Annotated in this window: 27 protein-coding genes and 1 pseudogene; 12 read left to right on the top strand and 16 right to left on the bottom strand. The window is 68.7% G+C overall.

Translation table 11 applies throughout. The features are described from left to right. Positions 1-642: a hypothetical protein gene (locus tag G6N20_RS05765; RefSeq protein ID WP_083049981.1), complete on the top strand. Its 642-nt coding sequence runs from the start codon at positions 1-3 to the stop codon at positions 640-642. A 3-nt stretch (positions 643-645) separates the two neighbouring features. Here G6N20_RS05765 and arc read toward each other — a convergent pair whose 3' ends face one another. Next, the gene (arc, locus tag G6N20_RS05760) at positions 646-2475 is read right to left on the bottom strand and encodes a proteasome ATPase (protein ID WP_083049963.1); all 1830 of its coding nucleotides are present in this window, start codon (positions 2473-2475) and stop codon (positions 646-648) included. Between the two features lie 232 nt (positions 2476-2707). Between arc and G6N20_RS05755 the strand changes: the two genes are divergently transcribed. The 3 genes and pseudogenes from G6N20_RS05755 (at position 2708) to G6N20_RS22390 (ending at position 5232) form a co-directional block, all read left to right on the top strand. Next, complete coding sequence (locus G6N20_RS05755) at positions 2708-3253, top strand: hypothetical protein (RefSeq protein ID WP_083049982.1); 546 nt, start codon at positions 2708-2710, stop codon at positions 3251-3253. Positions 3254-3263: 10 nt separating this feature from the next. After that, the gene (locus tag G6N20_RS05750) at positions 3264-3557 is read left to right on the top strand and encodes a DUF503 domain-containing protein (RefSeq protein WP_083049965.1); all 294 of its coding nucleotides are present in this window, start codon (positions 3264-3266) and stop codon (positions 3555-3557) included. A 110-nt stretch (positions 3558-3667) separates the two neighbouring features. Next, positions 3668-5232, top strand: a pseudogene (locus G6N20_RS22390) (PE family protein). Positions 5233-5249: 17 nt separating this feature from the next. On the opposite strand, the gene trmI reads toward G6N20_RS22390, so the two are convergent. After that, positions 5250-6092 carry a tRNA (adenine(58)-N(1))-methyltransferase TrmI gene (trmI, locus tag G6N20_RS05730; protein WP_083046930.1) on the bottom strand — a complete coding sequence of 281 codons (843 nt, stop codon included), beginning with the start codon at positions 6090-6092 and terminating at the stop codon, positions 5250-5252. Positions 6093-6165: 73 nt separating this feature from the next. Between trmI and G6N20_RS05725 the strand changes: the two genes are divergently transcribed. Then, positions 6166-7011, top strand: a complete 846-nt coding sequence (locus G6N20_RS05725; RefSeq protein WP_083046914.1) for a RecB family exonuclease — start codon at positions 6166-6168, stop codon at positions 7009-7011. A 36-nt stretch (positions 7012-7047) separates the two neighbouring features. On the opposite strand, the gene G6N20_RS05720 is transcribed toward G6N20_RS05725, so the two are convergent. The 5 genes from G6N20_RS05720 to metH form a co-directional block, all read right to left on the bottom strand. Then, positions 7048-8436, bottom strand: a complete 1389-nt coding sequence (locus G6N20_RS05720) for an FAD-containing oxidoreductase (protein ID WP_083046913.1) — start codon at positions 8434-8436, stop codon at positions 7048-7050. Further along, entirely contained in the window at positions 8433-8915 is a 483-nt protein-coding gene (locus G6N20_RS05715; RefSeq protein ID WP_083046912.1) for a DUF4126 family protein, read from the bottom strand. The genes G6N20_RS05720 and G6N20_RS05715 overlap by 4 nt, the downstream gene beginning before the upstream one ends. Before the next feature lie 76 nt (positions 8916-8991). Next, positions 8992-9846, bottom strand: a complete 855-nt coding sequence (hisG, locus tag G6N20_RS05710; RefSeq protein WP_083046911.1) for an ATP phosphoribosyltransferase — start codon at positions 9844-9846, stop codon at positions 8992-8994. A gap of 2 nt (positions 9847-9848) precedes the next feature. Next, positions 9849-10130 carry a phosphoribosyl-ATP diphosphatase gene (locus G6N20_RS05705; RefSeq protein ID WP_083046910.1) on the bottom strand — a complete coding sequence of 94 codons (282 nt, stop codon included), beginning with the start codon at positions 10128-10130 and terminating at the stop codon, positions 9849-9851. Between the two features lie 38 nt (positions 10131-10168). Next, the gene (gene metH, locus G6N20_RS05700; protein ID WP_408632559.1) at positions 10169-13681 is read right to left on the bottom strand and encodes a methionine synthase; all 3513 of its coding nucleotides are present in this window, start codon (positions 13679-13681) and stop codon (positions 10169-10171) included. Between the two features lie 195 nt (positions 13682-13876). Between metH and G6N20_RS05695 the strand changes: the two genes are divergently transcribed. Both G6N20_RS05695 and G6N20_RS05690 read left to right on the top strand, forming a co-directional pair. Continuing rightward, the gene (locus G6N20_RS05695; RefSeq protein WP_083046908.1) at positions 13877-14758 is read left to right on the top strand and encodes a PAC2 family protein; all 882 of its coding nucleotides are present in this window, start codon (positions 13877-13879) and stop codon (positions 14756-14758) included. Between the two features lie 58 nt (positions 14759-14816). Further along, entirely contained in the window at positions 14817-15095 is a 279-nt protein-coding gene (locus tag G6N20_RS05690; protein ID WP_083046907.1) for a hypothetical protein, read from the top strand. 299 nt (positions 15096-15394) lie between these two features. Here the strand turns inward: G6N20_RS05690 and G6N20_RS05685 are convergent, their stop codons facing one another. From G6N20_RS05685 to G6N20_RS05670, 4 genes are read right to left on the bottom strand one after another with little or no spacing between them, the layout of a single operon-like run. Further along, entirely contained in the window at positions 15395-16594 is a 1200-nt protein-coding gene (locus tag G6N20_RS05685; protein WP_083046906.1) for an FAD-dependent monooxygenase, read from the bottom strand. Positions 16595-16622: 28 nt separating this feature from the next. Continuing rightward, positions 16623-17504, bottom strand: coding sequence for an SDR family oxidoreductase (locus G6N20_RS05680; RefSeq protein WP_083046905.1), 882 nt, complete (start codon positions 17502-17504; stop codon positions 16623-16625). 24 nt (positions 17505-17528) lie between these two features. Then, complete coding sequence (gene mshC, locus G6N20_RS05675; protein WP_083046904.1) at positions 17529-18785, bottom strand: cysteine--1-D-myo-inosityl 2-amino-2-deoxy-alpha-D-glucopyranoside ligase; 1257 nt, start codon at positions 18783-18785, stop codon at positions 17529-17531. A gap of 49 nt (positions 18786-18834) precedes the next feature. Beyond that, positions 18835-19623: a 3'(2'),5'-bisphosphate nucleotidase CysQ gene (locus G6N20_RS05670; protein ID WP_232065441.1), complete on the bottom strand. Its 789-nt coding sequence runs from the start codon at positions 19621-19623 to the stop codon at positions 18835-18837. Positions 19624-19721: 98 nt separating this feature from the next. Between G6N20_RS05670 and G6N20_RS05665 the strand changes: the two genes are divergently transcribed. Both G6N20_RS05665 and G6N20_RS05660 read left to right on the top strand, forming a co-directional pair. Continuing rightward, positions 19722-19952: a CopG family transcriptional regulator gene (locus G6N20_RS05665; RefSeq protein WP_083046902.1), complete on the top strand. Its 231-nt coding sequence runs from the start codon at positions 19722-19724 to the stop codon at positions 19950-19952. After that, positions 19952-20380, top strand: coding sequence for a TA system VapC family ribonuclease toxin (locus G6N20_RS05660; protein WP_083046901.1), 429 nt, complete (start codon positions 19952-19954; stop codon positions 20378-20380). Before G6N20_RS05665 ends, G6N20_RS05660 begins: the two co-directional genes overlap by 1 nt. Before the next feature lie 25 nt (positions 20381-20405). On the opposite strand, the gene G6N20_RS05655 is transcribed toward G6N20_RS05660, so the two are convergent. The 5 genes from G6N20_RS05655 to G6N20_RS05635 form a co-directional block, all read right to left on the bottom strand. Beyond that, the gene (locus G6N20_RS05655) at positions 20406-21221 is read right to left on the bottom strand and encodes an SCO1664 family protein (protein ID WP_083046900.1); all 816 of its coding nucleotides are present in this window, start codon (positions 21219-21221) and stop codon (positions 20406-20408) included. Continuing rightward, the gene (locus tag G6N20_RS05650) at positions 21205-21792 is read right to left on the bottom strand and encodes a DUF3090 domain-containing protein (protein WP_083046899.1); all 588 of its coding nucleotides are present in this window, start codon (positions 21790-21792) and stop codon (positions 21205-21207) included. The genes G6N20_RS05655 and G6N20_RS05650 overlap by 17 nt, the downstream gene beginning before the upstream one ends. Before the next feature lie 75 nt (positions 21793-21867). Then, positions 21868-22560 carry a histidine phosphatase family protein gene (locus G6N20_RS05645; protein WP_083046898.1) on the bottom strand — a complete coding sequence of 231 codons (693 nt, stop codon included), beginning with the start codon at positions 22558-22560 and terminating at the stop codon, positions 21868-21870. Further along, entirely contained in the window at positions 22557-23387 is an 831-nt protein-coding gene (locus G6N20_RS05640; protein WP_083046897.1) for an undecaprenyl-diphosphate phosphatase, read from the bottom strand. The genes G6N20_RS05645 and G6N20_RS05640 overlap by 4 nt, the downstream gene beginning before the upstream one ends. A gap of 151 nt (positions 23388-23538) precedes the next feature. Continuing rightward, positions 23539-23841, bottom strand: a complete 303-nt coding sequence (locus G6N20_RS05635; RefSeq protein ID WP_083046896.1) for a hypothetical protein — start codon at positions 23839-23841, stop codon at positions 23539-23541. Between the two features lie 171 nt (positions 23842-24012). On the opposite strand from G6N20_RS05635, the gene G6N20_RS05630 reads away from it, so the two are divergent. Genes G6N20_RS05630 through G6N20_RS05620 form a run of 3 tightly spaced genes read left to right on the top strand, consistent with a single transcriptional unit; the run spans position 24013 to position 26335 of the window. After that, a complete protein-coding gene (locus G6N20_RS05630) occupies positions 24013-24978 on the top strand; it encodes a YncE family protein (RefSeq protein WP_083046895.1) in 966 nt (321 codons plus the stop codon). Further along, the gene (locus G6N20_RS05625; protein WP_083046894.1) at positions 24975-25241 is read left to right on the top strand and encodes a DUF5703 family protein; all 267 of its coding nucleotides are present in this window, start codon (positions 24975-24977) and stop codon (positions 25239-25241) included. Before G6N20_RS05630 ends, G6N20_RS05625 begins: the two co-directional genes overlap by 4 nt. A gap of 20 nt (positions 25242-25261) precedes the next feature. Further along, positions 25262-26335, top strand: coding sequence for a quinone-dependent dihydroorotate dehydrogenase (locus tag G6N20_RS05620; RefSeq protein WP_083046929.1), 1074 nt, complete (start codon positions 25262-25264; stop codon positions 26333-26335).

Genomic DNA, 26335 nt, shown 5'->3' with positions numbered 1-26335 from the left:
GTGTCAGCCCCCGAAGCCGGAGATGCCGTGCGTGAACAGGTGACCGACATATCCGGCAAACGGTACGGGGAAGTCCTTCTCGTCACGCCCGGAGAGGCCGGTCCCCAGGCCACCGTCTATAACAGCTTCCCGCTCAACGATTGTCCGGAAGAGCTGTGGTCCGCGCTCGATCCGCAGGCCCTCGCCGCCGAACACGGTGCGGCCGCGGCCCTGCTCAACGGTCCGCGCTACTGGCTGATGAACGCCATCGAAAAGGCGCCCCAGGGCCCGCCGGTGACCAAGACGTTCGGCGGGATCGAGATGCTGCGCCAAGCCACGGTCCTGCTGTCGTCGATGAGCCCGGCGCCGTACACCGTCAACCAGGTCAGCCGCAATACGGTCTTCGTATTCCACGCCGGCGAAGAGGTCTACGAACTGCAAGACCCCAGGGGTCAGCGCTGGGTGATGCAGACCTGGAGCCAGGCGGTGGACCCAAACCTGTCCCGAGCCGACCTACCCAAGCTGGGCGAACGGCTCGACCTGCCGACCGGGTGGTCCTACCATCCGCGCGTGCTCACCAGCGAGTTGCGGATCGACACCACAACACGCGCGGCCCGCGTCCTGCAAGACGACCTCAGCAATAGTTATTCGCTGATGGCCTGACCCTCACAGGTACTGGCCGAGGTTGGATTCGGTGTCGATGGCGCGCGACGCGCTCGACGACTTGCCGGTGACCAGGGTGCGGATGTAGACGATCCGCTCACCCTTCTTGCCCGAAATCCGCGCCCAGTCATCCGGGTTGGTGGTGTTGGGCAGGTCCTCGTTCTCGGCGAACTCGTCGACGATCGAGTCGAGCAGATGCTGAATGCGCAGGCCGGGCTGGCCGGTCTCCAGCACCGACTTGATGGCGTTCTTCTTGGCCCGGTCGACGACGTTTTGGATCATGGCCCCGGAGTTGAAGTCCTTGAAGTACATGACCTCCTTGTCACCGTTGGCGTAGGTGACCTCCAGGAACCGGTTGTCGTCGATCTCGGCGTACATCCGGTCGACCACCTTTTCGATCATCGCCTTGATGCACGCCGCGCGGTCACCGTCGAACTCGGCGAGGTCGTCGGCATGCACCGGCAGGTCCTCGGTCAGGTACTTCGAGTAGATGTCCATCGCCGCCTCGGCATCCGGGCGCTCGATCTTGATCTTGACGTCCAGACGCCCGGGCCGCAGGATCGCCGGATCGATCATGTCCTCGCGGTTGGAGGCGCCGATCACGATGACGTTCTCCAGACCCTCCACCCCGTCGATCTCACTGAGCAACTGCGGGACCACGGTGGTCTCGACGTCGGAGGAGACCCCGGTACCGCGGGTGCGGAAGATCGAGTCCATCTCGTCGAAGAACACGATCACCGGCGTACCCTCCGACGCCTTCTCCCGGGCGCGCTGGAAGATCAGCCGGATGTGGCGCTCGGTCTCGCCGACGAACTTGTTCAGCAGCTCGGGGCCCTTGATGTTGAGGAAATACGACTTCGCCTCACGGGAGTCGTCGCCGCGCACCTCGGCCATCTTCTTGGCCAGCGAGTTGGCCACCGCCTTGGCGATCAACGTCTTGCCGCAGCCCGGCGGGCCGTAGAGCAGCACCCCCTTGGGCGGGCGCAGCGCGTACTCGCGGTAGAGCTCCTTGTGCAGGAACGGCAGCTCGACGGCGTCACGGATCTGCTCGATCTGGCGGGTCAGACCCCCGATGTCCTCGTAGCTGACATCGGGCACCTCTTCCAGCACCAGGTCCTCGACCTCGGCCTTGGGGATCCGCTCGAACGCAAGCCCGGCCTTGGTGTCCACCAGCAACGAGTCACCGGGACGCAGCTTGCGGGGCCGGGTGTCGTCGTTCAGGGCGTCCGGGACGCCATCGGGCAGGTCCTCGGCGACCAGCGGATCGGCCAGCCAGACGATGCGTTCCTCGTCGGCGTGGCCGACGACCAGGGCCCGGTGGCCGTCGGCCAGGATCTCGCGCAAGGTCGAGATCTCGCCGACCGCCTCAAAGGAGCCGGCCTCCACGACGGTCAGGGCCTCGTTGAGCCGAACCGTTTGGCCCTTCCGCAGCGACTTGGCGTCAATGTTCGGCGAGCAGGTCAGCCGCATCTTGCGGCCCGAGGTGAACACGTCCACCGTGTCGTCGTCGTGGGTGGCCAACAGCACCCCGTAGCCGCTGGGCGGTTGCCCCAGGCGGTCGACTTCCTCGCGCAGCGCCAGCAGTTGTTGACGGGCTTCTTTAAGAGTTTCCATTAATTTGGAATTGCGGGCCGCAAGCGAGTCGATCCGGGCTTCCAGTTGATGCACATCGCGGGCGGTGCGGGTCGGGCCCTGGTGTCCCACAGCGTTGTCCAGTTGCTCGCGCAGGATCGCGGCTTCACGCCGCAGCTGTTCCAGTTCGGCGGCATCTTCGCTGGCCAGCGGGATATCGCGGGGGGTGCTGAAGGCTTCAGAACGCTCTGAGTCACCCATGTTGCGCTCCTTCCCGCACCAGGGATGCCGTGACGAATACCTCAACGCTACCGGCGATCGGCGCGAAATGTGCGGAGTCAAATGGCCCTGAAGGCCTTTGAAAAGTTACAACTTTGGTCTCGCTGGTAATCTCTGCATCTACTCGGGCTGATTGAAACGATCTCGAAAGGATCGCTGTGTTCGCGAAATCCCTAGCCACGGGGGGTGTGACCGCCACTCCGTGCCGGTGTGGATGCACCGACACGTCCGGGTAGCGCTGAGCGCCCTCACCCTGGTGGCGGCGCTGGGCCTCGCGGGCTGTTCGCTTGGCGCGTCGAATACCTCGTCGTCGGCTGCGCCGTCAACACCGCCCGCCGCCGCGAGCGCGGTGGCGGCGCCGCCCAACACTGCCCTGCCTGCCCCCGAAGCGCTAACCGATGTGCTGTCCCGGCTCGCCGACCCGACCGTGGCGGGTATCAACAAGCTGAACCTCGTCGAGGGCTCAACCCCCGAGACCGCCGACGCGCTGGACAGGTTCACCACCGCCGCGCGCGACGGCGGTTACCTACCGATGACCTTCGCGGCCACCGACGTGGCATGGTCGGATAAGAACCCGTCCGATGTGACCGCCATCGTCGTCGTCACCACCGCCGCGGAGAACAACCGTGCTTTCACGTTCCCGATGGAGTTCGCGCCATTCCACGGGGGCTGGCAGCTGTCCAGGAAAACCGCGGAAATGCTGCTCGCGTTGGGCAATTCGGGCGGTGTGCGCCCGCCGGCGCCGTCTCCGACACCCTGAGCCCACCGGCATGTGGATTGGCTGGCTGGAATTCGACGTGTTGCTGGGCGACGTGCGATCGCTCAAGCAGAAACGGTCGGTGATTCGTCCCGTCGTGGCCGAGCTGCGGCGCAAGTTCAGCGTCTCGGCCGCCGAAATCGGCTCCAACGACCTCTACCGGCGGGCCGGCATCGGGGTGTCCGTGGTGTCCGCCGATCGCGGCCACGCGATCGACGTCCTCGACGCGGCCGAACGCCTGGTCGCCGCGCATCCCGAGTTGGAGTTGCTGTCGGTGCGCCGGGGCCTGCGCCGCAGCGAGGATTAGGCACAGCATCCGGCCAATGCCGAGACGTCCGGCGGGGACCCGGATACGCTGGCGTTAACCCACGATCCGACCGGCCCTCGATACGTGGGAATGGGGTTGGGAGGTGCCGTATGTCGTTTGTGATGGTGGCCCCGGAGACGTTGGTCGCGGCCGCGGCCCAGTTGCAGGGCATTGGGTCGGCGTTGAGTGCGGCAAACGCAGCGGCCGCCGCCCCGATCACCGCGGTGGCGGGCGCCGGAACCGATGAGGTGTCGGCAGCGGTGGCGGCGCTGTTTTCTGCGCAAGGCCAGGCCTATCAAAGGCTTAGCGCCCAGGCGGCGATGTTTCAGGACAGTTTCGTGCGGGCGCTGGCCGCTGGTGCGGGCTCGTATGCGGCGGCTGAGGCCGCCGCCGCTGACCCCTGCAAGACCTGTTGGGCGTGATCAACGCTCCGACCCAGGTGCTCTTGGGGCGCCCGCTGATTGGTGACGGCGCCAATGGCGCGCCCGGCACTGGGCAGGCGGGCGGGGCCGGCGGGCTGTTGTACGGCAACGGCGGGGCCGGTGGGTCGGGTGGGGTGGGCCAGCCCGGCGGGCCCGGCGGCGACGCCGGGCTGATTGGCGCCGGCGGGGCCGGCGGGGCCGGGGGGATCGGTGCGCCCGGCGGTGGCAACGGGGCGCCGGGGGGTCCCGGCGGTCGCGGCGGCTGGCTGTCCGGTCCCGGCGGGCCGGCGGGGGGTGTCGGCAGGGCGGCGGCGGGCAGGGCCGGAGGTGGGCGGGGGACCTGGGAGGCCTGGATGGTGGAAGGGGGGAATGGGGGCGGAAGGCGGTGGTGGCTGTGGGGCGGCAACAGCAGCGGACGGCGGCCGGCGGGACGCCGGGCTGACCGGCGACGGCGGCAGCGGCGGCAGCGGCGGCGACGGCAATACCGGCCTTACCGAGGGCGGCTTCGGTGGGGCCGGCGGGGCCGGTGGTGCCGGCGGCTGGCTGTACGGCAACGGCCGGTCGGGCGGCAACGGCGGCGCCGGCGGATTCAACTTCAACTTCTCCGCGTCCGGTGGGGCCGGCGGGGCCGGTGGCAATGCTGGGTTGCTGATCGGTAGCGGCGGAGCCGGCGGCCTCGGCGGCAGTGCCAACAACAGTAATAACGCCGCCGGGGACGGTGGGGCCGGCGGGGCCGGTGGTGACGGCGCGCTGTTCGGCAACGGCGGGCGGGCGGCAACGGCGGCAACGGTGGCGACGGTGGGCCCGGTGGTGGCGGGGACGGTGGGGCCGGCGGGGTCGGTGGTGGCGGCGGACTGTTGATCGGCACCGGCGGCCAGGGCGGGGCCGGCGGTACCGGCGGGGACGGCCCCTTCGCCGCTCGCGGACCTGGCGGTACGGGCGGCGGCGGCGGGGCCGGCGGCGACGGCGGGCTGCTGTACGGCAACGGCGGTCACGGCGGCGCAGGTGGCGCCGGCGGCACCGGCGGGAATGCCTTCGACGGCAAGGCCGGCGGCAACGGTGGGGCCGGGGGTGCCGGCGGCGACGCCCGGTTGATCGGTGCCGGTGGTGAAGGCGGTGACGGCGGCGCGGGGGGCACCAGCGCGACCGCGGGCGCCGGCGGGTTCGGTGGGCTCGGCGGGGTTGCTGGGGACGGGGGCCGGCTGAGCGGCAACACCGGCGAACCGGGTACACCCGGCGCGGACGGCGGCTGACAGGAAATCTGGGCGGCCTAGCCGTCGCGTCCTTCGCGCTTGCGCCCCAGCCGCGCCGGAGCCACTGCGCCCGGCGCCAGCCGGCGCGTGGTCACTAGGAACGCGGTGTGCCCGCGCATCGCATGCTGCGGGCGAACGGCCAGCCCCACCACGTTCCAGCCCCGCTGCAGGGTCTCCCACGCCCGCGGTTCGGTCCAGCGCTGCTGCGCCCGCAGCGCCTCCACCACCCTGGACAGCTGGGTGACGGTGGCCACGTAGATCACCAGCACACCGCCGGCGATCACCAGCCGCGCCACCGCGTCCAGCACCTCCCACGGCGCCAGCATGTCCAGCACCGCCCGGTCAACGGAGCCGTCGGGCAGCTCGGAGTCCGCGACGTCGCTGATGATCAGCTGCCAGTTGTCGGGCAGCTGGCCGCAGAAGGTTTCCACGTTGCGACGGGCGTGCTCGGCATGATCGGCGCGCTGTTCGTAGGAGATCACCCGTCCCACCGGCCCGACCGCCCGCAGCAGGGACAAGGTCAGCGCGCCGGATCCGGCGCCCGCCTCCAGCACCCGGGCGCCGGGGAAGATGTCGCCCTCGTGCACGATCTGCGCGGCGTCCTTGGGGTAGATCACCTGTGGCCCGCGGGGCATCGACATGACGTAGTCCACCAGCAGCGGGCGCAGCACCAGGAAGCCGGCGCCGCTGCTGGATTTGACCACGCTGCCCTCCACCAGCCCGAGCACGTCGTCGTGGGCGATCGAGCCGCGATGGGTGTGGAACTCGGCACCCGGGGTCAGCGACATCGTGTAGTGACGGCCCTTGGCGTCGGTGAGTTGGACGCGTTCGCCGACGGTGAACGGGCCGGTTGTAGGCACGCCGTCTAGGGTGCCAGCCGGCCCGCCGTCGCCGGTGCTCGGGGTTGTCGGCACCCCGCCCTAGGCTGCGGGCATGAGCGACCAGCCGGCGGCGCCGCGCCGTGCCATCCCCCGGCCGGCGCTGTCACCGTCGCGGGCGGCCGACTTCAAGCAGTGCCCGCTGCTGTACCGGTTCCGCGCGATCGACCGGTTGCCCGAGCCGCCGTCGGCGGCACAGCTTCGGGGGTCGGTGGTGCACGTCGCGCTCGAACAACTCTACGGCCTGCCCGCGGCCCAGCGCGGCCCGGACACCGCCGGCTGGCTCGTGCGGTCCGCCTGGCATCAGGTGATCACCGGGTATCCCGACCTGGGAGGTGGGCTGGACCCCGACCAACGTGCCCGGCTGCTCGACGACGCCCGTGTGTTGCTGTCCGGCTATTACCGGCTGGAAGACCCGACGCGGTTTGACCCGCAATGCCGCGAGCAGCGGGTGGAGGTCGAACTGGCCGACGGCACGCCGCTACGCGGCTATATCGACCGGATCGACGTCGCCGCCACCGGCGAGCTGCGGGTGGTCGACTACAAGACCGGCAAAGCGCCCCCGGCCGCGCGGACGCTGGCCGAGTTCAAGGCAATGTTCCAGCTGAAGTTCTACGCGGTGGCGCTGTTTCGTGCACGCGGCGTCATGCCCGCCCGGTTGCGGCTCATCTACCTTGCCGACCGCCAGGTGCTGGATTATTCGCCGGACCGCGGCGAGCTGCTGCGTTTCGAGAAGACACTGATGGCGATCTGGCGCGCGATCCAAACCGCCGGCGCGACAGGCGATTTCCGTCCCAACCCGTCCCGGCTATGCGAATGGTGCCCCCACCAACAGCGCTGCCCGGCTTTTGGCGGGACGCCCCCGCCCTACCCGGGGTGGCCGACCGAACCGGCGGCATGAACGGTGCTGCTGTCCAGCGCCGCTGCAGCCCGCCGGCTAGTCCAGCGGCGACAGCTCCTGCAGCATGGTGGGAACCAGCTCGCTGACCGTGGGGTGGATGTGCATCGTGCGCGACAGCGTGGTGTATGGCGCCTTGGCCGACATGACGTCCAGGATGGCATGCACGACCTCGTCACCGCCGACGCCCAGGATGGCCGCGCCCAGGATCTGGTGCGTGTCGGCGTCCACGACGATTTTCATAAAGCCTTGCGTCTCACCCTTTTCCACGGCCCTGCCCACCCTGGTCATTGGCCGCATGCCGACCAGCGCCCGACGGCCCGACGCGCGGACCTGGCCGACGGTCATGCCGGCGCGACCCAGCGGCGGATCGATGTAGAGCGCGTAGGTGGGGATGCGGTCACTGACCCGGCGCGGGTCGCCGTCAAGTAGGTTGGCGGCCACGATCTCGTAATCGTTGTACGAGGTGTGGGTGAACGCGCCCTTGCCGTTGCAGTCGCCCATCGCCCAAATGTGCTCGACGCTGGTCTTGAGCTGGTCGTCCACCGCGATGTAGCCGCGGGCGTCGGTCCGCACACCGGCCGCCGGTAGGCCCAGGTCGTCGGTGTTGGGTCGCCGTCCCACCGCCAGCAGCAGATGGCTGCCCGGGATCGGGGCCGCACCGGCGCGCGGTGTCAGTTCAAAACCCTTGTCGCGCTTAGTAACCCGAATATCGTCGGCGCCGACGACGATGTCGACGCCTTCGGCCTGCAGGATCTCGGTGATGGTCGCCGAGACGTCGTCGTCTTCGCGGGGCGCCAGCCGCGGGCCCCGCTGCACGATCGTCACCCGGGCCCCAAAGCGGCGGTACATCTGCGCGAACTCCAACCCGATGTAACTGCCGCCGACGATGACGAGATGCGCGGGCAGCGTGTCGAGTTCCAGGATCGACACGTTGGTGAGGAACTCCACCTCGCAAAGCCCGGGTATGTCGGGCACCACCGCGCGGCCACCCACGTTGAGGAAGATCCGGTCGGCCCGCAACAGCCGATCACCCACGCTGATGGTGTGCGGATCCTCGAAACGGGCGTGTCCGCGAAAGAGGCTGCAGCCGTCCATGCCGTCCAGCCAGGCTTCCACGCCCCGGCGGTCGCCGAGCATGATGCCGTCTTTGCGCGCCTTGACCTTGGCCATGTCGACGCGGATCGGACCGGTCCCGACGCCGTATTCCGCGCCGCGCCGGGCAAGATGGGCGGCGTGGGCGCTGGCCACCAGCGTCTTGGTGGGGATGCATCCGGTGTTGACGCAGGTGCCGCCGACGTGTTTGCGCTCCACCACCGCAACCCGCTGGCCCGCGGCGGTCAGCCGACCCGCCAGCGGTGGCCCCGCCTGGCCGGCACCGACGATGATCGCGTCGAAGGCCTGCGCCCCTGATAAATCCCGTGTCACAGGGCGGCCGCCGTCGCGACGATGGCGAACCCGCCCAGCACCGCGACCGAATCCTCCAGCAGCGCGATCGGCAGGTCGCGGCCACCATTTTTGGCCACCAGCCAGCGACGCGCCTGGTAGCCGCCCACGGTGCCCAGTACCGCGCCGACCACACCGGCGCCCAGCCCGCCCCACGGGTAGCCCCACGCGGTGCCGACGACCGCGCCGGCGAACCCGCCCGTGATGATCCGGAACGCGAATGCCGGTGTCGCGGTGCGTGCCGGTGTCCCGGGCAGCTTGTCGTGGACCAGTTCCGCGACCGCTAGCACGGTGAGGATCCCCACCGCCACCGCGGTGCCCACCCAGGCTGCCCAGGTTCCGTGCAGGTTGATCCAGCCGAGGAAGGCCGCCCAGCAGACCACCGCGGGAGCGGTGACCGAGCGCAGCCCGGCCACCACACCGATCAACAGAGCCAGCAGCAGCACGAGTACGTGGGTCACGGCGATCCCTCCCGAGGCCAAGATGGGGCCAAGATGATGAGCCGGACGCTAGCACAGCGATGCCCCCGCCACCCGATCAGAATCGGCAGAACCTGATGTCTGAAGCCAGAATCGCCTTTGCCCCAATGGCGGCCAGCTCGTCCATGATGCCGTTGACGTCCCGGCGCGGCACCAGTGCGCGGATGGCAACCCAGTTGGGGTCCGCAAGCGGAGCGATCGTCGGGGACTCCAATCCGGGGGTGATCGCCGTGGCTTGCGCCAGCGCCGAGCGCGGGCAGTCGTAATCGAGCATCAGATACTGCTGGCCGAATACCACACCCTGCACCCGGGCTACCAATTGAGCACGCGCCTCACCGTGGTCGCGGCGGTCGGGGTCGGCGCGCTCGATGAGCACCGCCTCCGAATCACACAACGGCTCTCCAAAGGCCACCAGATCGTGCAGGCTCAGGGTCCGTCCGGACCCCACCACGTCGGCGATCGCGTCGGCCACGCCGAGTTGCACCGAAATCTCCACGGCGCCATCGAGTCTGATCACCGTTGCGTCAATTCCCCTGGCGGCCAAATCCTTCCGCACCAGATTTGGGTAGGCGGTGGCGATCCGCTTGCCGGCCAGGTCGGCGATTGTCCAGTCCCGGCCGGCGGGCCCGGCATAACGAAAGCTCGACGACCCGAAACCCAGCGCCAAGCGTTCCCGCACCGGCGCACCGGAATCGCGCACCAGGTCCCGCCCGGTGATCCCGAAGTCGAGTTCGCCGGAACCGACGTAGATGGCTATGTCCTTGGGCCGCAAGAAGAAAAACTCAACGTTGTTGACCGGATCGAGGACGGTCAGGTCTTTGGAATCGGTGCGGCGCCGGTAGCCGGCCTCCGCGAGGATCTCGGTGGCCGGCTCGCTCAGCGCACCCTTGTTGGGCACCGCTACCCGCAACATGCTCACAGCTTCCGATAGACGTCGTCGAGGGACAGTCCGCGGCAGATCATCAGCACCTGCGTCCAGTACAGCAATTGGCCGATCTCCTCGGCCAGCGCATCGTTGGTTTCGTGCTCGGCGGCCAGCCACACCTCGCCGGCCTCCTCCAGAATCTTCTTGCCCAGGGCGTGTACCCCGCTGTCCAGCGCCGCCACCGTGGCGCTGCCGGCCGGCCGGGTGCGGGCACGATCGCCGAGTTCGGCGAACAGATCCTCGAAGGTCTTCACGGCCAGCGATTGTGTCACGTGCCGGCGAGCAAAGTCACGGCGGTTTAGCCGCGCGGTCAGACGTTGAAGTACTTGGCCTGCGGGTGGTGCAGCACAAACGCGTCGGTCGACTGCTCGGGATGCAGTTGCAGCTCCTCGGACAACGTCACGCCGATGCGTTCGGGGCCCAGCAGTTCCATCATCTTGGCGCGGTCCTCAAGGTCCGGGCACGCCCCATAACCGAAGGCGAACCGGGCACCCCGGTAGCCGAGCTTGAAATAGTCCTCGACGGCCTCGGGATCCTCGGCCGCCATCGTGCGGTCGCCGGCGAACGTGAGCTCCTCACGAATCCGCCGGTGCCAGTACTCGGCCAGCGCCTCGGTGAGCTGCACGCCGATACCGTGCACTTCCAGGTAGTCGCGGTAGGCGTTGGACGCGAACAGCTCGTTGGCGACATCGGCGATCGGCTGGCCCATCGTCACCAACTGGAACGGCAGCACATCAACCTCGCCCCGCTCGGCGGCCAGCTCGCGCGACCGGATGAAGTCGGCGATGCACAAGAACCGGCCACGCTGCTGGCGCGGGAATTGAAACCGGAACCGCACCGGGGCGTCGGGTTTGGGCTCGTCGAGCACCACGACGTCGTCGCCCTCGGATACCGCCGGGAAGTAGCCGTACACCACGGCGGCGTGTGCCAGGATGCCGTCGGTGGACAGCCGGTCCAGCCAGTAGCGCAGCCGCGGCCGCCCTTCGGTCTCGACCAGGTCGTCGTAGGACGGCCCGTCACCGCCGCGCTGGCCGCGTAACCCCCACTGGCCCAGGAACAATGCGCGCTCGTCAAGCATGCCGGTGTAGTCGGCCACCGCCAGGCCCTTGACGATCCGCGAACCCCAGAACGGCGGCACCGGAACCTCGATATCGGCCGCGACATCGGAGCGCTCCGGCACCTCAACCGGCTTTTCGGCCGCCTTGCGTTGCGCCGCAATGCGTTTGGAGCGCTCGTGGCGGGCCTTGCGCTCGGCTTCCTTCGCTCGGGCCGCAACCGCTTCGGGGCTGTTCACGTCGGGTGCCTCGCCCCGCTTGGCGCTCATGATGGTGTCCATTAACTTCAGACCCTCGAAAGCGTCTCGCGCGTAGTGCACTTCGCCTTGGTAGATCTCGGCAAGGTCGTTCTCCACATAGCTGCGGGTCAGCGCCGCGCCGCCGAGCAGCACCGGGAACTTTTCGGCGACTCCCCTGGTGTTCATCTCCTCGAGGTTTTCCTTCATCACCACGGTGGATTTCACCAGCAGGCCTGACATCCCGACGACGTCGGCGCTCTTGTCCTCGGCGACTTCGAGAATGGTGGCGATCGGCTGCTTGATGCCGATGTTGACCACCTCGTAGCCGTTGTTGCTCAAGATGATGTCGACCAGGTTCTTGCCGATGTCGTGCACGTCGCCCTTGACGGTGGCCAGCACGATGCGCCCCTTGCCCGAATCGTTCTCGGAGCGCTCCATGTGGGGTTCCAGGTAGGCGACGGCGGCCTTCATCACCTCCGCGGATTGCAGCACGAACGGCAGCTGCATCTGCCCGGAGCCGAACAGCTCACCGACCGTCTTCATGCCGGCCAGCAGGTGTTCGTTGATGATCTCGAGCGGCGGCTTGTGCGTCATGGCCTCGTCGAGATCGGCCTGCAGGCCGTTGCGCTCACCGTCGACGATGCGTTGCGCCAGCCGCTCGAACAGCGGTAGCTTGGCTAACTCGGCCGCCCGGGATTGTTTCGACGACGCCGCCGACACCCCTTCGAACAGGCGCATCAGCTCCTGCAGCGGGTCGTAGCCGTCGCGGCGCCGGTCGTAGATCAGGTCGAGCGCTATGCTGCGTTGCTCTTCGGGGATCCGGTTCATCGGCAGGATCTTCGACGCGTGCACGATCGCCGAATCCAGTCCCGCTTCCTGGCATTCGTGCAGAAACACCGAGTTGAGCACTTGGCGCGCGGCCGGATTGAGGCCGAACGAGATGTTGGACAGGCCCAGCGTGGTCTGCACGTTGGGGTGGAGTCGCTTCAGCTCGCGGATCGCCTCAATGGTCTCGATGCCGTCGCGGCGGGACTCCTCCTGACCGGTGGCGATGGTAAACGTCAAACAGTCGATGAGAATCGAGGACTCGTCGACCCCCCAGTTGCCGGTGATGTCGTCGATCAGCCGTTCGGCGATCGCCACCTTCTTCTCGGCGGTGCGGGCCTGGCCCTCTTCGTCGATGGTGAGCGCGACGACGGCGGCGCCGTGCTCGGCCACCAGCTCCATGGTCTTGGCAAACCGCGACTCCGGGCCGTCGCCGTCCTCGTAGTTGACCGAGTTGATGGCGCAGCGGCCCCCCAGGTGCTCCAAACCCGCCTGCAAGACCGCGGTTTCGGTGGAGTCCAGCATGATCGGCAAGGTCGACGACGTCGCCAGCCGGCTGGCCAACGCCTTCATGTCGGCAACCCCGTCGCGGCCCACGTAGTCGACACACAGGTCCAGCAGGTGCGCCCCGTCGCGGGTCTGGTCCTTGGCGATGTCCAGACACTTCTGGTAGTCCTCGGCGATCATCGCCTCGCGAAAACCCTTGGAGCCGTTAGCATTCGTTCGCTCCCCGATCACCAGCACCGAGGCGTCCTGGGCGAACGGGATGGCGGTGTACAGCGACGACACCGACGGCTCGTAGGTCACCTGACGCTGGCCACGCCGATTGGTTCCGTCGTTGAACTTGGCCACCGCGGCGGCCACCTCGCGGATGTGGGCCGGGGTGGTGCCGCAGCAGCCGCCGACCAGCGACAGCCCGAACTCGGCGATAAAACCGGACAGCGCCTCGGCCAATTCGTCGGGCAGCAGCGGATACTCCGCACCCTTGGCGCCCAGCACCGGCAGCCCGGCGTTGGGCATCACCGACACCGGGATGCGGGCGTGCCGGGACAGATGCCGCAGGTGCTCGCTCATCTCGGCGGGCCCGGTCGCGCAGTTCAACCCGATCATGTCCACGCCGAGCGGCTCGACGGCGGTCAGCGCCGCACCGATCTCGCTGCCCAGCAGCATGGTCCCGGTGGTCTCCACGGTGACGTGGGCAAACACCGGAATGTGCCGGCCGGCCCGGTTCATCGCCCGCCGCGATCCCAAGACCGCGGCCTTGAGCTGCAGCAGGTCCTGGCAGGTCTCCACCAGGATGGCGTCGGCGCCGCCGTCCAGCATGCCCAGGGCGGCCTCGGTGTAGGCGTCACGGATGGCCGCGTACTCGGTGTGGCCCAGGGTCGGCAGCTTGGTGCCCGGTCCCATCGACCCCAGCACGTAGCGCTTGCGCTCCGGGCTGGCCATCTCGTCGGCCACTCGGCGCGCGATCTCGGTGCCCTGCTGTGACAGCTCCCGGATCCGGTCGGCGATGTCGTAATCACCCAGGTTGGACAGGTTGCAGCCGAAGGTGTTGGTCTCCACGGCGTCCGCGCCCGCCTCAAAGTACCCGCGGTGGATCGTTTCCAGCACGTCAGGGCGGGTTTCGTTGAGGATTTCGTTGCAGCCCTCCAGGCCGCGGAAGTCGTCCAGCGTCAGGTCAGCGGCCTGCAACTGGGTGCCCATGGCGCCGTCGCCGACCAGCACACGCTGCGACAATACGTCGAGCAGGTCGGTGTCGTAGCGGCGTGCGTTCCCGGCGGTCACAGGGCAAGGATAGTCGGGCGATATCGATTCATCAGTCGTTGACAGCGCTCTGACAGCTGCCGGCGGCGTGTCCGGCCCGCGTTGTCGCCGGGAATAACGCCGTACGCTGATGCTGTGACCTCCCGAAATGCTGCGCCGGATGGCGGCCCAGCGCTGCCCGCACTGCACAACAGCGTGGTCGTGGCGGCGTTCGAGGGCTGGAACGACGCCGGCGACGCGGCCAGCGACGCGGTCGCCTACCTGGCCACCAGCTGGCAGGCGGCCCCGATCCTGGTGATCGACGACGAAGCCTACTACGACTACCAGGTGAATCGCCCGATCATCCGGCAGATCGACGGGGTGACCCGGGGGCTGGACTGGCCGGCGATGCGGGTGTCGCACTGCCGCCCGCCCGGCAGCGACCGCGACGTCGTGCTGATGTGCGGGGTGGAGCCGAACATGGGTTGGCGCAGGTTCTGCGACGAGCTGCTGGCCGTCATCGACAAACTCGACGTCGCAACCGTGGTGATCCTGGGCGCGCTGCTGGCCGACACCCCGCACACCCGACCGGTGCCGGTGACGGGCGCGGCCTACTCCGCCGAATCGGCCCGCCGGTTCGGCCTTCAGGAAACCCGTTACGAGGGCCCGACCGGCATCGCCGGGGTGTTCCAGTACGCCTGTGTGGGAGCCGGTATCCCGGCGGTGACGTTCTGGGCGGCCGTACCGCACTACGTGTCGCACCCACCGAACCCGAAGGCGACGGTGGCGCTGCTGCGCCGCGTCGAGGACGTGCTCGACGTCGAGGTACCGCTGGGGGACCTGCCGGCGCAAGCCGAGGCTTGGGAGCGCGAGATCACCGAGATGATCGCCGACGACGACGACCTGGCCGAGTACGTGCGGTCGCTGGAAGAGCACGGCGACGCCGCAATCGACATGAAAACCAGCCTCGGCAAGATCGACGGCGACGCGCTAGCCGCCGAATTTGAGCGTTACCTGCGCAGGCGTGGTAATCGGTAGTTCGCCCAATTCACAATCACGTCCGCACAGTGCTCCGACCAGGCTGCGAAGGCTCCCCATGCCCACCATCGAATCCGTCAGCTCCGACACCGTCGACACCCAGTCATATCCAGGCGTCAACGTCTTGTGCATGGTCATCACCGTCATCGCGGGATTCGACCGCATCGTCTACGGATCGGTGGTGCCCCTGCTGCTCACCGACCATACGTTGGGGATCACCGATGGCGAGACCGGCTTGATCGGCGGCCTGGTCTACATTGGCGCGATTGTGGGCGCCGGCCTGGCGCCCGTGGCGGCGGACCGACTGGGACGCAACGTGTATTGTGCGCGGCCATAGCCCTTTTCGCCGTGGGTGCCATCCTCACCGGGGCCTCGGTGAATGTGCTCACGTTGGCCATCGCGCGCTTGATCTCCGGTGTGGGTATCGGGGGATCACTGACGACGGCGATGACGGTCGCGCGCAACAGCTCGGCATCGCGGCGGCTTGGTGGGGTTGCTCATTTCAAACGCAATGCCATTCGTCGGCTCCTTCCTGGGCGCGGTCCTCGGTGGGTCGGCGATCGCCGCCGGCGGCGCGGCCGCGATTTTCACCGCCCGTCGCAATGGCATGCCCATCTGCGCGGCCCGTTTCGAGCGTCAGGAATCCGAGGAATCCTCGCTACCCCTGCGCAGCATGGCGATCACGGCGGTGGGCTCGCCGACCAGGGCGGCGCTCAGGTACCGATTGACCACCGGGAGCCAGGCCAGCCGCAGCGCGGCGCGGCGGATCCACAGCTGCGACGACGATGCCGGCAAGAACCAGTGGGCGGCGTCCCGGCCGCTCTTTTGCTTCTCCTCGGCCACCGGACGCCAGAGCCGCTCGTAGAAGTCCAACGCGCGGTCCACCGACGACGTCCGGCGCAGCTGCTCGGCCAGCACGTACGCGCCGGCCATGGCCAACGAAGCACCCTGGCCGGCCAGCAGGGACACCGCGGAGCAGGCATCGCCGATCAGCACCACCCGACCCTGACGCCAGCGCGGCATCTCGACCTGCGCGACCTGGTCGTAGTAGATGTCCTCCGACCGCGGGCATCGTTCCAGCGCCTCGGCCACCAGCCACCCCATCCCCGCGTAGGTGGTCCGGATGGCCGCGCGGGCGTCGTCCGGCAGCTGTGGATCGGGCGTGCGGTGCACCGCGAACACCGCGACCCGGCCGTCACGTAGCAGGTAGAAGCCCATCTGCCGGTCGATGGTGTCGGTGAGCAGAACCTTCGCGCCGGTCGCCTCGCGGATCCCCGGCGCATCGAAAACGAACGCGGCGGTGTGGAATCCGAGATACCGCAGATACCGTGGCTCCGCGCCGAACACCAACGCCCGCACCGTCGAGTGGATGCCGTCGGCGCCCACCAGCAGATCGGCGTCCAGCTCCTCGCCGTCGTCCAGCCTCACCGTCACCCCGTCGTTTCGGTGCGACACCTGACACACCGAGGCACCGAACCGCAGGTCCACGTTCCGGGGAAGGTTGTCCCGCAAGACTTTTTCCAGGTCGGGCCGCATGACGCTGCACAACCGGCCGTCCAGCGCCTTGGCGATCTGCCCATACGGCAGGCGTGCCCGCCGGTGGCCGTGCTGATCGACCAGGCTGGCTTCGGCGATGTGGTAGGCGACGTCGTGGATCGCAGGCAGGACGCCGATCGCCTCGGCGGCTTCATAGCCGGCACCGAAGAAGTCGATCATGTAGCCCTGCGCCCGGTGACCGCTGGACCGCTCCAGCAGGACAACCTCGGCGCCGAGCGTCGACATCCGCTCCGCGAGCGCAAGCCCGGCGATTCCGGCGCCGCAAATGGCCACCCTCACGGCGTCATCTGTTTCTGCGAGTGCTGGGCTATCGCTTCTCCAGCGCTTGGGTGTAGGCGCTGGTGTGCCGACCGAGGGCGGCCACCTCGGCATCCAGGCGGGGTACCAGCTCCGAGCAGGCCCTGCGGATGGGACGTTCGCCGAGGCGGGTGGACAGCACCGGCTTGAGCCAGCGGAACAGGGCCACCCAGCTCGGGCAGTACACCCGATCCTTACGGGCCTCGATGCCCTTGACGAACGCCGCCGCGCACTTATTGACCGACGTGGTCTTGTTCAACGGCCAGGGCAGCCATGTCAGGAATTCGTCGAACGCGGGCAGGTCGGCCTTGGTATCGCGAACCAGGGCGGTGTCGATCCAGGACATGTGCGCCGAGCCTACGCCGACACCGAGATGGGCAACCTCGAACCGTAGCGCGTTGGCCAAATGCTCGTTGCCGGCCTTCGACATGTCGTACGACGCCATGCCCGGAAGCGCCGCGAACGCCGCCAGCGATGAGACGATTAGCAGGTAGCCGCGGCGGTCGATGAGCGCGGGCAGGGTGGCCCGAACGGTGTAAAAGACGCCGAGCAGGTTGACGTCGAGCACCCGCTTGAACGCCTCCGGGTCGACCTGCCGCGCCGAGCCGTAGCTGGCGATGCCAGCGTTGGCGACCACGACGTCGATGCCGCCGAACTTTTCGACGGCCTGATTGGCCGCGGCCTGCATGGCGGGCAGATCGCGCACGTCGGCAACCACGGTGAGAACCCGGCCGTCGCCGCCGAGTTCGGCGCCGACTCCAGCCAGCTCCGCTTCGCCCAGGTCGGTCAGCACCAGCTTGGCGCCCTTGTTGTGCAGCCGACGGGCCACCTCCGCCCCGATTCCCCGGGCACCACCCGTGATGAAGACGACCTTGTCCTGCACCGATGTCATGATCGAAAACGTACCACCGGGCGCCTACAGGTCCACCCCCAGCAACGCATCGATCGCGGTTGCGACCGTTCGCGGCGCCCCCTCGTCATGGCCGCCGTACTCCAACGCATCGGTGGTCCAACCATCTAGTGCGGCAATCGCTTTGGGTGTGTCGAGATCGTCGGCGAGGTAGCGGCGCACCCGGGCGATGACGTCGGCGGCGTCCGGCCCGGCCGCCAGTGTGGTCGCGGTGCGCCAGCGGTGCAGCCGGGCGGTCGCCTCCTCGACGACGTGTCGGCTCCAGAAGCGGTCCGAACGGTAGTGCCCGGCGAGCAGACCCAGCCTGATGGCCGACGGCTCGACGCCCTGGGCGCGCAGCGCCGACACCAGCACCAGGTTGCCGCGGCTCTTGGACATCTTGTGCCCGTCCCAGCCGATCATCCCGGCGTGCACGTAGTGCCGCGCGAATCGCCGCTCGCCGGTGACGCATTCGGCGTGGGCCGCGGTGAACTCGTGATGCGGAAAGATCAGGTCGCTGCCACCGCCCTGGATGTCCAAGCCGCTGCCGACGCGACTCAGGGCGATCGCCGCGCATTCGACATGCCAGCCCGGCCGGCCGGGCCCAAACGGCGACGGCCAACTGGGCTCGCCGGGTCGCGCGGCCCGCCACAGCACCGCGTCGAGCTGGTCGGCCTTGCCGGACCGGCGGGGGTCGCCCCCGCGCCGCTCGAACAGCCGAAGCATGGTGTCGCGGTCGTAGCCGGACTGGTAGCCGAATTGCCGGGTGGCATCGGCGCGGTAGTAGACGTCGTGATGTTCCCCCATTTCCGGGTCGACGACATACGCAGCCCCGGACGCCAGCAGCTTTTCGATGAGTTCGACGATTTCGGCGATGGCCTCGGTAGCCAGGACGTATTCGTGTGGCGGCAGCACCCGCAGCCACCCCATGTCCTTCCGGAATAGGGCGACCTCGCGCGCGGCGAGGTCGCGCCAGTCGACGCCGTCCCGGTCGGCGCGCTCGAACAACGGATCGTCGACGTCGGTGACGTTCTGCACGTAGTGCACCTGGTAGCCGAGGTCCAGCCACACCCGATGGATCAGGTCGAACGCCAGATAGGTCGCGGCGTGCCCCAGATGGGTGGCGTCGTAGGGCGTGATCCCGCAGACGTACATAGTGGCCTTGGCGCCGGGCCCGGCGGCAGGTGTGACGGGGCGCACCTGACGGTCGGCGGTGTCGTACAGCCGTAGCTCCGGGCCCCGTCCCGGCAACGCCGGAACCGAAACGGACGACCAGGACTGCATGCCCACGACTTTAGGCGCGGCAATCAGGCCCAGCCCGGCGACGGCACACTTAAGCCCCGCAGCCCCGGATCGCACGGAGCAGGATCGGCGCCAACTCGGGGCGACACATCACCAGGTCGGGCAGGTACGGGTCGGCCTGGTTGTACCGCAGCGGCGAGCCGTCCAGCCGCGACGCGTGCAGGCCGGCGGCCAGCACGACCCCGGCCGGTGCTGCCGAATCCCATTCCCATTGGCCACCGGCATGGACATAGGCGTCGACGTCGCCGTCAACGACGGCCATCGCTTTGGCACCCGCAGAACCGATCGCCACGGGTTCGATGGCCAGCGTCTGCCGGATGCGATGCAAGACCGCCGGTGGCCGGGTGGTGCTGACGGCAATACGCAGCGTATCGGGGACGCCGACGTGGGCAGCCCGCGCGGTCACGGTGTCGGTGCGGTAGACCATGTTGCCTCGAGCGGGCAACGCCACCGCGGCGTCGGTGATCTGTGGCCCACCGTCGGTGTTGCGTTGCCACAGCGCGATATGCACCGCCCAGTCGTCGCACCCCCGCGTGCAAAACTCGCGAGTGCCGTCCAACGGGTCGATGATCCACACCCGGTCCGCATTCAGCCGCCCCAGGTCGTCGTGGGCTTCCTCGCTGAGCACCGCGTCACCGGGCCGCTCGGCCCGCAGCCGACTCAGCAGCAGCGAGTTGGCCTCGGTGTCACCGGCCTCGCCGAGCGCCCAGGGCTCCCCGAAACCGATCTCTTCGCGCACCGCCAACAACAACTCCCCCGCCTGCACGGCAAGGTCGGCGGCCAATTGCGCGTCCGTCGATTCGCCTGCGGCCGGGTTCACCGCATCAGTATGGCCGGGCGGGGCGCAGGGGCCGACCCGGGGATCAGGTGCATCATGATGCTCAGATATGCGCATTGCGATGCAGGTAGAATTGCCGGATGCGAACTACCGTCACCCTCGCCGACGACGTTGCCGCTGCCGTGCAGCGCCTGCGGCGCGAACGCGCGATCGGGCTGAGTGAGGCCGTCAACGAGCTGATCCGCATCGGCCTCTCGAAAAGGCAAGCCACCAAACGGTTTCGCCAGCAGACCCACGACATGGGCGTCGGAATCGATTACTCCAATATCGCCGACGCGATCGAAACTCTGGACGGCCCGGCAAGCCGCTGATGCTGATCGATGCCAACCTGCTGCTGTACGCCGTCGACCAACGCGCGGTATGGCACCACGCCGCGGTCGGCTGGCTTTCGGCCCAGCTCAACGGATCCCGTCGGGTCGGCTTGCCCTGGCAGAGCTTGGCCGCTTTCTTGCGCATCGGGACCCATCCGCGCGCCTTCCCGCGACCGCTGACGCCCGCCGCGGCATTCGATATCGTCGACAGCTGGCTATCCGTGCCGGTCGCGTGGGCCCCGGAACCGGGACCGGAATATGCCCGCATCCTCGGTCACCTGATCGTGGCCCACGACGTCAGGGGCAACCTGATTCCCGACGCGATGCTGGCTGCCTTGGCCATCGAGCACGGCTTAACGCTCTACTCCACCGATACCGACTTCGCCCGCTTTAGCGACCTGCGCTGGGAGAATCCCCTGCAACGCTGACTCGTCGCCCGGCAGAACCGCGACCTTAGAACGCCGGCCAGGGAATGGGGCGGTGGCGGTTGGGTCCGGGCATCACGGGATGGTCCAGCAGCGCCTGGGCGCGCCGGCGCAGCGCGGAAATTTCGGCACGGGTGATTTGCCCGGTCAGCCCGTCGGCCAGCGGACCGCCAAGGGCGTCGGTGAGCCCGGCCACCGCCTGCAGGGTGGGGTCGTCGATCGGCGTTCCGGCCCACCCCCACAGCACGGTGCGCAGTTTGTCCTGGACGTGCAGACACAGCCCGTGGTCGACCCCGTACACCTGGCCGTCGAGCCCGCACAGGATGTGGCCGCCCTTGCGGTCGGCATTGTTGATCAGCACGTCGAACACCGCCATCCGCCGCAGCCGGATGTCGTCGGCGTGCATCAGAACGACCTCGGCGCCGGCGTAATCGTAGGCGCGCAGCACCGGTAGGTAACCCGGCTGCGGCTTGCCGGCCGGAAACAGATCGACCAGGTCGGGGCCGGGCCGCGGATCGGAGTCGACCGCGTCACCGGGTTGCTGCACCCACAGCTGCAGCATGCCGGGTCCGGCGGGTCCATCCCGGATCACGGTGTAGGGCACGATGTTCCAACCCAACTGGGTCGACACCAGGTAGGCGCCGAGTTCACGGCCTGCCAGCGTTCCGTCGGGAAAGTCCCACAGCGGCTGCTCACCGGCGACCGGCTTGTAGACACAGTGCACGCTGCGGGAACCCAGCGTCGACTCGCACAGAAAGGTGGCGTTGCTGGCCGAGCGGATGCGTCCGAGGACCGTCAGTTCGCCGTCCCGCAACACCTCACGTTCGTCATGCCTCGGGGTCATCGTGCGAGCCGAGCAGCACGTCGCGCCGATAGCCGTTGGCGCGCGCGCAGATGTGTCCCTCCGGGTCCAGCGGTTCATGGCACAGCGGGCACGGCGGGCGTCCGGCCGCGATCACGCGGTAGGACCGGGTGGCGAACTGTCGCGCCGACTCCGGCGTCAGGAACACCCGCACCGCGTCCGGTCCCTCGTCGGTGTCGTCGAGCACCACCGAGGCGTCGAACTCGGTGTCGGTGACGGCCAGCAATTCGACCACGACGGTCTGCGCCTCGGAATCCCAGCCCAGTCCCATTGTCCCGACCCGGAATTCGGCATCCACCGGCATGATCAGCGGGCTGAGGTCGTCCACCTCGGTGGGCTCCGGGGGTACCGGGGTGCCGAATCTGCGGTGCACCTCCAGCAGCAGCGCCCCGATGCGGTCGGCGAGCACCGCGACCTGCTGCTTTTCCAGCACGACCGACACCACCCGGGAGTCGTGCACCGCCTGGAGGTAGAACGTGCGGTTTCCGGGCTGCCCTACGGTCCCGGCGACGAAGCGGTCGGGTGTTCGGAATACGTGGATTGCGCGGGCCATGGCACCTCCAAAATACCGGCTGTCGGTGGTGCCGTGCGATCCGTTTCCCGCCAGGCGCAGCCGGGGGTGGGGAAATCAGTCGCTGGAGCCGCCGACCACCGCGTCGCCGGGCGGTACCCGGGGCGCGGCCCACAATCCGGCCGACAGGCGCGCACCGGTGTGGTTGACATGCAGCACGAACGGCCGCAGCCGGGTGTAGCGCACCACGCTCACCGACCCGGGGTCGACACTGATCCGCTGAAAGCCGTCCAGATGCATGCCGTACGCGTCGGCGATCACCGCCTTGATGACGTCGCCGTGGGTGCAGGCCAGCCACAGCACGTCGCCGCCGCGCGCACCGCCATACTCCACGGCGAGCCGTCGATCGTGGTCGCGGACGGCGGCAACCGCGCGCGCCTGCACCTGCGCCAAACCCTCCCCGCCGGGAAAGACCGCCGCGCTGGGGTGGGCCTGTACCACCCGCCACAGCGGCTCGTTGACCAGGTCGCCGATCTTGCGGCCGGTCCATTCGCCGTAGTCGACTTCGGTGAGACGGTCTTCGATCACGGGCGGCAGGCACAACGCATCGGCGAGCGCCTCGACGGTGCGACGACATCGCAGCATCGGCGACGACACCACCGCCCGGATCGGCAGCTCACCGATGCGCTCGATCAGCCCGGCGGCCTGCTCCCGGCCGTTGTCGTCGAGGTCGACGCCCGCGCAGCGGCCGGCCAGCACACCGGCGGTGTTCGAGGTGGATCGGGCGTGGCGCAACAGGATGACGGTCATGTCGCCGCTATCGTCCCGGTCGCCAGCAAGACCACCACACCCGCCCCCACCAGCACCCGATACCCGACGAACCAATACATGTTGTGGCGCAGCAGAAACCGCAGAAACCAGGCCACCGCGGCCAGGCCGACGACAAACGCGATCACGGTGGCCACCAGCAGCTGCGCACCGGTGGCAGTCATCCCCACCGTCACCGGGTGGAAGGCGTCCGGCAGCGAGAACAACCCCGAGGCGAACACCGCCGGTATCGCCAGCAGGAAGCCGAATCGGGCGGCCAGCTCGCGGTCGAGTCCCAGAAACAGCCCGGCGCTGATGGTCGCCCCCGATCGGGAGACCCCGGGAACCAGCGCCAGGGTTTGGGCGACACCCACCGCCAGGGCGTCCCGCCAGTTCAGCTGCTCGATGTGCCGGCTCTGACGGCCCAGGCACTCGGCCAGGGCGATCACCCCGGAGAACACCACCAGCGCCATCGCGACCACCCACAGGTTGCGCGCGCCCGAGCGGATCTGGTCCTTGAACAACACCCCCAGGACGCAGATCGGGATGGTCCCGATGATGACGTACCAGCCGAGCCGGTAGTCGGCGGTGCGGTGCGCGGTGACCAGCAGCCCATTGCACCAGGCTTTGAGGATGCGCGCGATATCGCGCGCGAAGTAGACCAGCACGGCGGCTTCGGTGCCCAGCTGAGTGACCGCCGTGAACGAGGCGCCGGCGTCGTCGCTGAAGAAAATCCGCGAGGCGAACGCCAGATGTCCCGAGGACGACACCGGCAGGAACTCGGTCAAGCCTTGCACCACGGCCAACGAGATGACTTGCCACCAGGACATCGCCGCAACCGCAGACACGACGACGACCGTACCTGGTGATGCGAGCCGACACGTCGAACGTGCAACCACGGCGGCCAGTCCCGGCCTGTCCCCGCCACCAGTGCACGCTCGACGCGGCCCGCTGCCCCGGGCAACGCCGCGTGATAGCCAGCTAGCGTGCTACCGGCACGGCATGCGCGACGGAGTCGCGCACCGCGGCGGCCAGGCTACGCTCATCGGTGAGGTCGATGTCGACCAGGCTGCGGACCGCTTTGGCGACGACGTCCTCGGCCTGCGGAACCGGTCCGGCCACCCGTGGCCGGTAGATTTCGACGATGAGCGAGCGGTGCTCGATGTGGAAGGAAAAGCTGCGTCCGTCTCCGACTTGCCCGTACCCGCTGGCGAAGATTCCCGTCCACATATCTTCGATGGCAAACTCGTTGTCTGCGATATGCCGGTCAGCGGTGACGGTCATGGACCGAAGATACCTCCTCCATCCCCCGGTGCGTGGGCAACATGGCGAGATTGGCTGCACCAACGTTAATTAGAATTTCATGTGAAAGTAACCCCATACCAAGGCAAGTAGTTGCTAAAACTGCAGATTCAATTGTTTTACCAGCGTCTTTGGAGATTCGTCGTTTTGCTGATGGTGGTGACGGGGTGTTCGTCGACGCCCTCGACGCCGCCGACGATCGAACCCGCTGGGCCGGCCGTGTCGCCGCCGGTGTCCCGTGACCCGGCCGGCGTGGTGCGACCGCTGGGTGGTCACCCGCAGGCGGCGCTGTTCGACGGCGGCACACGCACGTTGGTGGTGCTGTCCCCCGGCGCCGACCCGTCCGCACCCGCCAGCATCAGCGTGTTCGACGATGCCCGGGCCGCGCCGCGGGTGATCGCCCTGCCGGGACCGGCGTCCGCGATCACCTGCGACGGCCGCGGCACGGCCTACTTGGCCACCCGGGGGGGCTTCTTCACCGTCGACCTGTCCGCCGGCCACATCGCCCGGGTCGACGTCGCCGACGCCGTCGAATACACCGCCATCGCGCGCCGGGCCGACGGCAAGCTGGTGCTGGGTAGCGCCGACGGCGCCGTGTCCACGCTCGCCGCGGACGCCACGATCACCAACCGGATCACGATCTTCGCACGCGTCGATGCCCTGGTCACGCACGGAAATACCGCCGTGGTGCTGGATCGTGGCCAGACGTCGGTGACCACGATCGGCGCCGACGGGGCTGCCCGGCAGGCGCTGCGCGCCGGCCAGGGCGCGACCGCCATGGCCGCCGATCCGCTGGGCCGGGTGCTGGTCGCCGACACCCGCGGCGACCAGCTGCTCGTGTACGGCGTCGACCCGTTGATCCTGCGCCAGGCCTACCCGGTGCGGCAGGCCCCCCACGGGCTGGCCGGATCCCGCGAGTTGGCCTGGGTATCCCAAACCGCGTCCAACGTCGTCATTGGTTACGATCTGTCCACCGGAATACCCGTGGAAAAGGTGCGTTACCCGACCGTGCAGCAACCCAACTCGCTGGCCTTTGACGAAACCTCGGACACCCTGTACGTGGTGTCGGGGTCCGGCGCCGGAGTCCAGGTCATCGAGCACGCGGCGGGTTCGCGTTGACCGCGCCGCGTCGCAGCCGGTTGCCCGCGGGCTGGGACACCGAGATGTCCGACGAGTACGAGTGGGCGCCGCTGCGCCTGCCGCCGGAGGTGACCCGGGTCAGCGCGACCACCCGGTTGTCCATCGAGGCCGAGTACCGCGGCTGGGAGCTGACGCGGGTGCGCCTCTACACCGACGGCAGCAGACGGGTGCTGTTGCGCCGCAAGAAATCTCGTCTAGACAACGCGGACACCAACCGCCGTCCCGACCAGCCGGCGCTGTGACCTTGGGCGACGGTCATCGGATGTATCGCCTGCTGCGCCGGCTGCTGTTTTTGGTTCCGCCCGAACGTGTCCACACGCTGGTTTTCGCGGTGCTGCGCGGCCTGACCGCCATCGCGGCGGCGCGCCGACTGCTGCGAGGGCTGCTGGGCCCCACCGATCCGGTGCTGGCCAGCACGGTGTTCGGGGTGCGCTTCCCGGGACCGCTCGGTCTGGCGGCCGGGTTCGACAAGGACGGCGCCGGCCTGACCACCTGGGGTGCGTTGGGTTTCGGCTACGCCGAGATCGGCACCGTCACCGCGCACCCCCAGCCCGGCAACCCGGCGCCGCGCCTGTTCCGCCTGCCCGGCGACCGCGCGCTGCTGAACCGGATGGGATTCAACAACCACGGCGCCGGCGCGCTGGCGATCCGGCTCGCGCGGCACCGGCCCGACATACCGATCGGGGTGAACATCGGCAAGAGCAAGACCACCCCGGCCGCCGACGCCGTCGACGACTACCGGGCCAGCGCGCGGCTGGTGGCCCCACTGGCGTCGTATCTGGTGGTCAACGTCAGCTCCCCGAACACGCCGGGGCTGCGTGACCTGCAGGCGGTCGAATCGCTGCGGCCCATCCTGTCGGCCGTGCAGGCCGAGGCCTCCAGAACCTCCACGCCGGTGCTGGTGAAGATCGCACCGGACCTCTGCGATTCCGACATCGACGACATCGCCGACCTGGCCGTCGAGCTGGGGCTGGCCGGCGTGGTGGCAACCAACACCACGGTGTCGCGCGCGGGACTGGTCACCCCGGGAGTCGCGGAGCTGGGCGACGGTGGCATCTCCGGACCGCCGTTGGCGCGCCGCGCCATCGAGGTGCTGCGCCGGCTGCATGCCCGCGTCGGCGATCGGCTGGCGCTGATCAGCGTGGGCGGTATCGAGAACGCCGACGACGCCTGGGACCGCATCACCGCGGGCGCGTCGCTGCTGCAGGGCTATACCGGGTTCATCTACGGCGGGGGCTTGTGGGCCAAGCACGTTCACGACGGGATCGCCCGCCGGCTGCATGACGGCGGGTTCGCCTCGCTGGGTCAGGCGGTCGGGTCGGCGGCTCGAACGTGA

Origin of the sequence: Mycobacterium shinjukuense (assembly GCF_010730055.1) — a bacterium.
In the GTDB taxonomy this organism is placed as follows: Bacteria; Actinomycetota; Actinomycetes; order Mycobacteriales; family Mycobacteriaceae; genus Mycobacterium; species Mycobacterium shinjukuense.
The sequence above is the reverse complement of the archived record's forward strand: the minus strand, read 5'-3'. Positions and strand labels throughout refer to the sequence as shown.